Below are 6,743 nucleotides of genomic sequence, written 5' to 3'. Positions count from 1 at the left end.
CTCGCCGGCGGCGTCCACCGCCTCGACGGCCAGCTCATGGTCGTCCTCGATGTCGATCGCGTCCTCGAAATCGTGCCCACCACACTCGCAGCATAGAACGATCGGCATAAGGAGGTCGAAAAATGAAAACATGTCTTGTCGTCGACGATTCAGGTGTCGTGCGTAAAATCGCGCGCCGCATCCTGGAAGAGATGGGCTTTGAGATCACCGAGGCTGAGGACGGCGAGAAGGCGCTCGAGGTCTGCAAGCTCGCGATGCCGAACGCCGTCCTGCTCGACTGGAACATGCCGGTGATGGACGGTTATGAATTCCTCGGCCATCTGCGCCGATTGCCCGGCGGCGATGTGCCCAAGGTGGTGTTCTGCACCACCGAAAACGGCATGGACCATATCTCGCGCGCGCTACATGCCGGCGCCAACGAGTACATCATGAAGCCGTTCGACAAGGACATCGTCGCCGACAAGTTCAAGGAAGTCGGCTTGATCGAAGTCACCGAACCGACACCCGTCTAAATCGTTTTCCGCTTGCGTTGAGAGGCCACCCGTGACCCCGCCAGACTATGAGTATCTGCGTAAGCTCCTGAAGGACCATTCCGGTCTCGACCTGTCCGCAGACAAACAGTACCTGATCGAAAGCCGCCTGCTGCCGCTGTCGCGCAAATGCGGCCTCGCCGGCATCAGCGAACTCGTGCAGAAAATGAAGGGCGGGGCGCCAGCGATCATCGCCCAGGTGGTCGAAGCCATGACCACCAACGAGACCTTCTTTTTCCGCGACAAGGTGCCGTTCGATCATTTCCGCGATTCGATCATGCCCGAGGTGCTGAAGGCACGCGCGGCCCGCAAGAGCATCCGGATCTGGTGCGCCGCCGGTTCGACCGGTCAGGAGCCGTATTCGCTGGCCATGTCCCTGAAGGAGATGAGCGCAGCACTTGCCGGATGGCGGATCGAAATCATCGCGACCGATCTCTCCCAGGAAGTGCTCGAGAAATCCAAGGCCGGCATCTACAGCCAGTTCGAGGTCCAGCGCGGCCTGCCGATCCAGATGCTGGTCAAATATTTCAAGCAGAACGGCGAGCTCTGGCAGATCAATGCCGACATCCGCGCCATGGTGCAGCACCGGCAACTCAATCTGCTGCACGATTTTTCGCAGCTCGGGATGTTCGACGTCATCTTCTGCCGCAACGTTCTGATCTATTTCGACCAGGACACCAAGATCAACATCTTCGGCCGTCTTGCCAAGTCGATGGAAGCGGACGGCTTCCTGGTGCTGGGCGCGGCGGAGACGGTGGTAGGCTTGACCGATGTCTTCAAGCCATTTCCGGACAAGCGTGGGCTCTATCGGCCGAACGCCGCGCGTGCGGCAACGGCAGCGCCGAAAATCGCGGCAATGGCGGGGCGTTGAGGAATGGCGGAAGAGAACAAGGCAGCCGAGCGCGTCACGTTCAGCCGGGGTTACGACGTCTGCATCATGGCGATTGACGGAACCTGGCGCCGGGATTGCCAACTCAACTCGATCTCCGATACCGAGGCCACGTTGACCGTGGAGGGCTCCATTCAAGGCCTCAACCTCAAGGAGTTCTTTCTGCTGCTGTCGTCGACCGGGCTTGCCTATCGCCGCTGCGAACTGGTGCGCGTCAACGGCACCGACATGGACATTCATTTCCTGAGGGGCAAGCACGCCAAGAAGCGATCCGGCGCGGCGTCGAAGTCTGAAGAGATGATGTCCTGAGCGTCTAGCTTTCGCACCGAACCGCTGGTCAGGCGGTGAAATCGCTCATTGCCAAAAAGCCGGGGCAACGTCCGGGCCAGGATGGCGGCAAACGGCAAGGACCCGCCGATACAGGCTGGCCGGTTCGATGTTCCCAATTTTCAGATGGACGTATTGGGCGGGCTGCTGCGGCACGGCGCCGCTATTCGCTTACGCGCTGAGAACCGAAAGCGCCGGCGGACTCCAGGCATAATCGCTGGCACCCTGCTCCGGTGTATTCGACGGTGTCATGGGGTCGAGCAGCGAGTGGAGGGCGATGGCAAGATTGGCGTCACAGGCCTTCAACGCCACGGTCGCCCTGACATAGGGCGGCGTCACATCATCCAGCACAACGACATTGGTGGAGATGTCTTGGCTGCCGGACGCGGTTTCGCGGGCGATCTCCTGTTCGATCAGCCTCAGGCTCGCCTGGACATGCTCGATCAGGGATATGACATCCGATACCACCGAGCGGTACGCGTTATTTCGGTCGTCAGGTTCGATCGCGATGCCGCCGCCTTGGGGGTTCTGCATGGCTGCACTCCTCGGGCCACTTTTTAGGGGCGCGTTGCTACTTGTGCGTTAAGCGAACGTCCCGTACAAATACGGGGGCGTTTTGATGCGGTATGGAGTTGAGTACCGATATCGAGTGCGCGTCACGTTTCACCATGCACGGAAGTTGAAACATGGCTGAGAAAGCCCACTCCCGCGGGGAGATCTTTGTAGTCGATGACGACCCTGCCGTGCGCGACACGCTTTCCATGGTGCTGTCGGCGGGCGGTTATCAGGTCATCTGTTTTGCCGACGGCGCCGCATTGCTGGCCGTTGCAAGAACCCGGACGCCGTCCTGCATCCTGCTCGACGTGCATATCCCCGGCAAATCGGGCCTCGACATCCTGAAGGAACTGCACGGCGAGGACTATCCTGCGCCGATCTTCATGATCTCCGGGCAAGGCGATATCTCGATGGCCGTCAACGCCATCAAGAGCGGCGCGCTGGACTTCATTGAAAAGCCGTTCCGTGGCAGCGAGATCGTCGCACGGCTCGACGAGGCGATCGAGGCCTATGCGCGCCGGCAGGCGGAAAACAACTCCGCGTCCCGGATCGCGACGCTGCATTTTCCCGGACGCGAGCCGCTCACCCGCCGCGAACGCGAAGTGCTCGAGCAGTTCACCGCCGGCGCGTCCAACAAGGAAGCGGGCAGGCACCTTGGGATCAGCCCGCGGACCATCGAGGATCACCGCGCCAACATCATGAAGAAGCTCGGGGCCCGCAACGCCGCCGACCTGGTCCGAATCGTGATGACCACTTCGCGTCAGGCGTGAGTGGACGGTGACGGTGCAGCTTTCGCGAGAATGCGCGGCAGCTGTAGGCCGCTAGAGCGTTTTCCAGCGAAGTGGACACCGGTTCGCGTCAATAAAACGCGTCAAATCTAGAATCCAGAACCCCGTTCCGATTTGAATCGGAACGGAAATGGCTCTAGTCGCCGAGGGCCTTGCGAATCATGATGGCCATATCCGATTTGCGATAGGGCTTGGCCAGCAGCAGCACGCCCTCGTCGAGCCGGCCGTGGTGGATGATCGCGTTTTCGGTATAGCCTGACGTGAACAGCACTTTCAGCCCGGGTTTGATCTTCAGCATCTCGTTGGCGAGCTGGCGGCCGTTGAGGCCGGGCATGATCACGTCGGTGAACAGCAGGTCGAACGGGTGGCCGGCGTTGACGATCGCGAGCGCCTCCGTCGCGTTTCCCGCATCCATCGTGACGTAGCCGAGCGAATGCAGTTGCGTCAGCACGTAATTGCGCACCAGCGCGTCGTCTTCGACCACCAGGATCGTCTCATTGCCGCCCTCGACCGTCGGCCCGTGGCTCGGCCCGGCCGCAAGCGACGTGCCTGAGGCCGGCGGCAGGTACATCTTGATCGTCGTGCCGTGGCCTTCCTCGCTGTAGATCATGACGTGGCCGGCGGATTGCTTGACGAAGCCGTAGACCATGCTGAGCCCGAGGCCGGTTCCCTTGCCCGGCCCCTTCGAGGTGAAGAACGGATTGAACACCTTGTCGAGGAAGCCAGCCGGAATGCCGGTTCCGGTATCGCTGACTGCGATCATCGCGTAGCGGCCCGGCCGGACGTCATTGTGCGTCCTGGCGTAATGCTCATCGAGTACGACCATGCCGGTTTCGATGATCAGCTTGCCTCCGTCAGGCATCGCATCGCGGGCGTTGAGGGCGAGATTGAGGATGGCGGTGGCCAGTTGATTGGGGTCGACGATCGCCGGGCAGGATTCGTCTTCAAATACCGATTCGATCTCGACATGCTCGCCGAGCGTACGCTGCAGCAGTTTCGCGGTGTCGATGATCAGCGTATTGACGTCGGTTTCCTGAGGCTCGAGCGGCTGCTTGCGGGCGAATGCCAATAGATGCTGGGTGAGGTCGGCGCCGCGCGACGCGGCTTCGTCAATCATCCGCGTGATGGCCGCGAGTTGCGGCTCGTCCTTGACGGCGTCGGCCAGGATTTCGATCGTCCCGGTGATGACGGTCAGGATATTGTTGAAATCATGCGCGATGCCGCCGGTGAGCTGGCCGACGGCTTCCATCTTCTCGGACTGCCGGATGCGGTCCTCGGTGGCGATCTTGTCGGTGAGGTCGCGCATGAAGCCGTTGAACACGAAGCCGTTGCGGCGTTTCAGCGCGGTGACGCTCAGTTCGACCTTGATGTCCTTGCCGTCGCGCCGCATCGCGTCGATTTCGAAACGGCGGCCGAGGATTACCCCTTCACCGCTTCGCAGGAACCGTTCCAGGCCGGCCGTGTGCGCATCGCGATGGACGTATGGAATGATCAGTTCGCTGAGCTTGGCTCCGACCGCTTCGTCACGTGTCCAGCCGAAGATATTCTCGGCTTGCGAATTCCAGTCCGCGATCGTGCCCTGATCGTCCATCTGGACAAAGGCATCGAGCGCAGTGTTAATGATCCCGCGGGCCAGCTGTGCGCTTTCACGCAAGGTTTCCTGCGCCCGCCGGCTCTCTGTCATGTCGCGGCCGACGAAGAAAAACCGTTTCACCGGTTCGGACCAGACGCCGAGCCAGGACAGCCACACCTCGCGCCCGTCCTTGTGGAAGCAACGCGTGTCCGCAATCGTCGGACGTTGCCCGCGCCGCAAAGCGCGCATTTCCTGGCGCGAGTTCTCCAGATGGTCGGGATGGATGAAGTCCTCTCCACTGCGGCCGATCATCTCGCCGGGCCAATAGCCCAGGATGACGGCGCAACTCGGGCTGATCTGGACCACGGATCCCCTTGGATCCGTCACCATGATCAGATCCTGCGAAGTCTCGAAGACGCGGCGAAGCTCCTCGGCCTGTTGCCGCAGCGCCAACCGGGTCTTGTTGGTGTCGGTAATGTCGCGGGCGACCTTCGATATGCCGATGGTCGCGCCCGAGGGCGCCTTGATCGGCGAAATGCTGAGCGAAACCTCGACCGGCGTGCCGTCCTTGCGAAGACGCGTGGTTTCGTTGTGCTCGATGCTTTCACCCCAGCCGATCCGGCGCAGGATGTCCTGCACCTCGGGCAGCCGGCCGGCGGGCATCAGGATCGCGATGTTCTTGCCTGCCGCTTCCGTCGCACTGTATCCGTACAATCGTTCCGCAGCCGAGTTCCAGCCGGTGATCGTGCCGTCGAGCGATGTCGTGATGATCGCGTCGTTGGATGATTCGACCGCCGCGCTGAACAGGCGTTCGCGCTCGGCGTGATGGTCGCGCGCCGCGATGGTGCGGCGATGCTCCTGAACCTCCTGCTGCAGTGCTGCGGTCTTCTCGTTGACCTCCCCGATCACGTCAGCGAATGCCCGCGCCAGCACGCCGGTCTCGCCGCGAGCGTCAACCGGAATGGCGACTTTCCCGTTTCGGGCGGCGCCCTGTACGGCGGCGGTCAGGCGAACGATCGGCCGGGTCAGCGACCGCGCGATCAGCAGGGCCAGCACTGCCGCGAACAACACGGCGATCGTTCCGACCAGAAGGGAGGTATTTCTGATGCTGGCAGCCGGCGCCATGATCACGGCGTTGGGGGCGGTTTCGATCACGCCAACCCATTCGGTACCAGCCAGAAGCGCAGGGGCGAGAGCCATCCCGCCCGAGCGGGCAGCATGATCCGGGACGATTTCGGCGATGCCGCGGGATGCCCCTGCCTGCGCCGCCAGTTGCGGAAAGTCGGCTTTCCAGTCGTTGGGCGTGCCGAGCAGCGTGCCGAACTCGCGTGAACGATCGGGATGAATGAGATAGTCGCCGTGCCGGTTGACGACGTAGATCGTCTCGCCCGGCAACACCGACGACCGGACGCGGTCGAATGCCTGCCGCATATCGACATTGATCATGAAGATGCCGAACAGCTTGCCGTCGTCGGCGAAGACCGGCGTTGCGATCCGAATCGTCGGCCTGTGCCTCTCCTCGATCAGTCCGTCGCGGCGCCCCAGATCGAGCGGCGAAACGTAGATTTGTCCGGGACCAAGCGCGAGCGTTTCGGTGAAATAGTTTCGGTTGCTTCTCTTCTGCAGTCCCTCTTCGGGAACGATCCGAACCGTGTCGTTTGGTCCCATCCGGTCGACGCGGACAACCTCACGGCCGTCGTCATCATAGCTGAAGATCCGCAGCATCGCATAAGTGGGCTTGGCCTCGAGCTCCGCCGCAAAGCGGGTTGCTATCCGGTCGCGCCACGTTTTTTCGGAGACACGATCCACCGGGTCGGTGCCACCCGCCCTTCGGGCGCGGACCAATCCCTGCAACGCCGCCGCCGAACGGAAGGCCGCGACATCTCCGGTCGCACTGGCTGTGTAATATTCGAGGTCGGTCGCCACCTGCCGCGAATGCGTCTCGATGCGGTCTCGGGCGCGCAGCAGCAGCGCTTGCTCCAGGCTGCGATAGCTCAGCCAGCCGACCGCGGAAACCGCGAGCGCGACCAACGCAATCATGGCGATGGCAAGCCTGGTTGTGAGCGTCATTTTTTGATTCG

General features: G+C 62.0%; 6 protein-coding genes and 1 pseudogene. 5 read left to right on the top strand and 2 right to left on the bottom strand.

Annotated elements, in window-relative coordinates; genetic code table 11:
* The 4 genes and pseudogenes from JQ629_RS37365 to JQ629_RS33095 form a co-directional block, all read left to right on the top strand.
* Nucleotides 1-96 (top strand): annotated as a pseudogene (locus JQ629_RS37365) (chemotaxis protein CheW); the annotation flags it as partial.
* Between the two features lie 26 nt (nucleotides 97-122).
* The gene (locus tag JQ629_RS33105) at nucleotides 123-512 is read left to right on the top strand and encodes a response regulator (RefSeq protein ID WP_212416180.1); all 390 of its coding nucleotides are present in this window, start codon (nucleotides 123-125) and stop codon (nucleotides 510-512) included.
* Nucleotides 513-543: 31 nt separating this feature from the next.
* The gene (locus JQ629_RS33100) at nucleotides 544-1,401 is read left to right on the top strand and encodes a CheR family methyltransferase (RefSeq protein WP_212416179.1); all 858 of its coding nucleotides are present in this window, start codon (nucleotides 544-546) and stop codon (nucleotides 1,399-1,401) included.
* A gap of 3 nt (nucleotides 1,402-1,404) precedes the next feature.
* Nucleotides 1,405-1,728 carry a PilZ domain-containing protein gene (locus JQ629_RS33095; protein WP_212416178.1) on the top strand — a complete coding sequence of 108 codons (324 nt, stop codon included), beginning with the start codon at nucleotides 1,405-1,407 and terminating at the stop codon, nucleotides 1,726-1,728.
* 189 nt (nucleotides 1,729-1,917) lie between these two features.
* Here JQ629_RS33095 and JQ629_RS33090 read toward each other — a convergent pair whose 3' ends face one another.
* Nucleotides 1,918-2,280, bottom strand: coding sequence for a hypothetical protein (locus tag JQ629_RS33090; protein ID WP_212269055.1), 363 nt, complete (start codon nucleotides 2,278-2,280; stop codon nucleotides 1,918-1,920).
* Between the two features lie 152 nt (nucleotides 2,281-2,432).
* Here JQ629_RS33090 and JQ629_RS33085 point away from each other — a divergent pair, with 152 nt between their 5' ends.
* Nucleotides 2,433-3,071: a response regulator transcription factor gene (locus tag JQ629_RS33085; protein ID WP_212001077.1), complete on the top strand. Its 639-nt coding sequence runs from the start codon at nucleotides 2,433-2,435 to the stop codon at nucleotides 3,069-3,071.
* Nucleotides 3,072-3,225: 154 nt separating this feature from the next.
* On the opposite strand, the gene JQ629_RS33080 is transcribed toward JQ629_RS33085, so the two are convergent.
* Nucleotides 3,226-6,732, bottom strand: a complete 3,507-nt coding sequence (locus tag JQ629_RS33080; RefSeq protein ID WP_212416177.1) for a PAS domain S-box protein — start codon at nucleotides 6,730-6,732, stop codon at nucleotides 3,226-3,228.
* Between the last annotated feature and the right edge of the window lie 11 nt (nucleotides 6,733-6,743).

It is taken from the genome of Bradyrhizobium sp. AUGA SZCCT0222, from assembly GCF_018130205.1.
GTDB lineage: Bacteria > Pseudomonadota > Alphaproteobacteria > Rhizobiales > Xanthobacteraceae > Bradyrhizobium.
Note: the sequence above shows the minus strand (reverse complement) of the source record. Positions and strands in the feature narration are given on the sequence as shown.

Excerpts from the sequence above, each read along its gene's own strand:
- JQ629_RS33095 (WP_212416178.1), top strand. The coding sequence starts at position 1,405 with ATGGCGGAAGAGAACAAGGCAGCCGAGCGCGTCACGTTCAGCCGGGGT.
- JQ629_RS33090 (WP_212269055.1), bottom strand. The coding sequence starts at position 2,280 with ATGCAGAACCCCCAAGGCGGCGGCATCGCGATCGAACCTGACGACCGA.
- JQ629_RS33085 (WP_212001077.1), top strand. The coding sequence starts at position 2,433 with ATGGCTGAGAAAGCCCACTCCCGCGGGGAGATCTTTGTAGTCGATGAC.
- JQ629_RS33105 (WP_212416180.1), top strand. The coding sequence starts at position 123 with ATGAAAACATGTCTTGTCGTCGACGATTCAGGTGTCGTGCGTAAAATC.
- JQ629_RS33080 (WP_212416177.1), bottom strand. The coding sequence starts at position 6,732 with ATGACGCTCACAACCAGGCTTGCCATCGCCATGATTGCGTTGGTCGCG.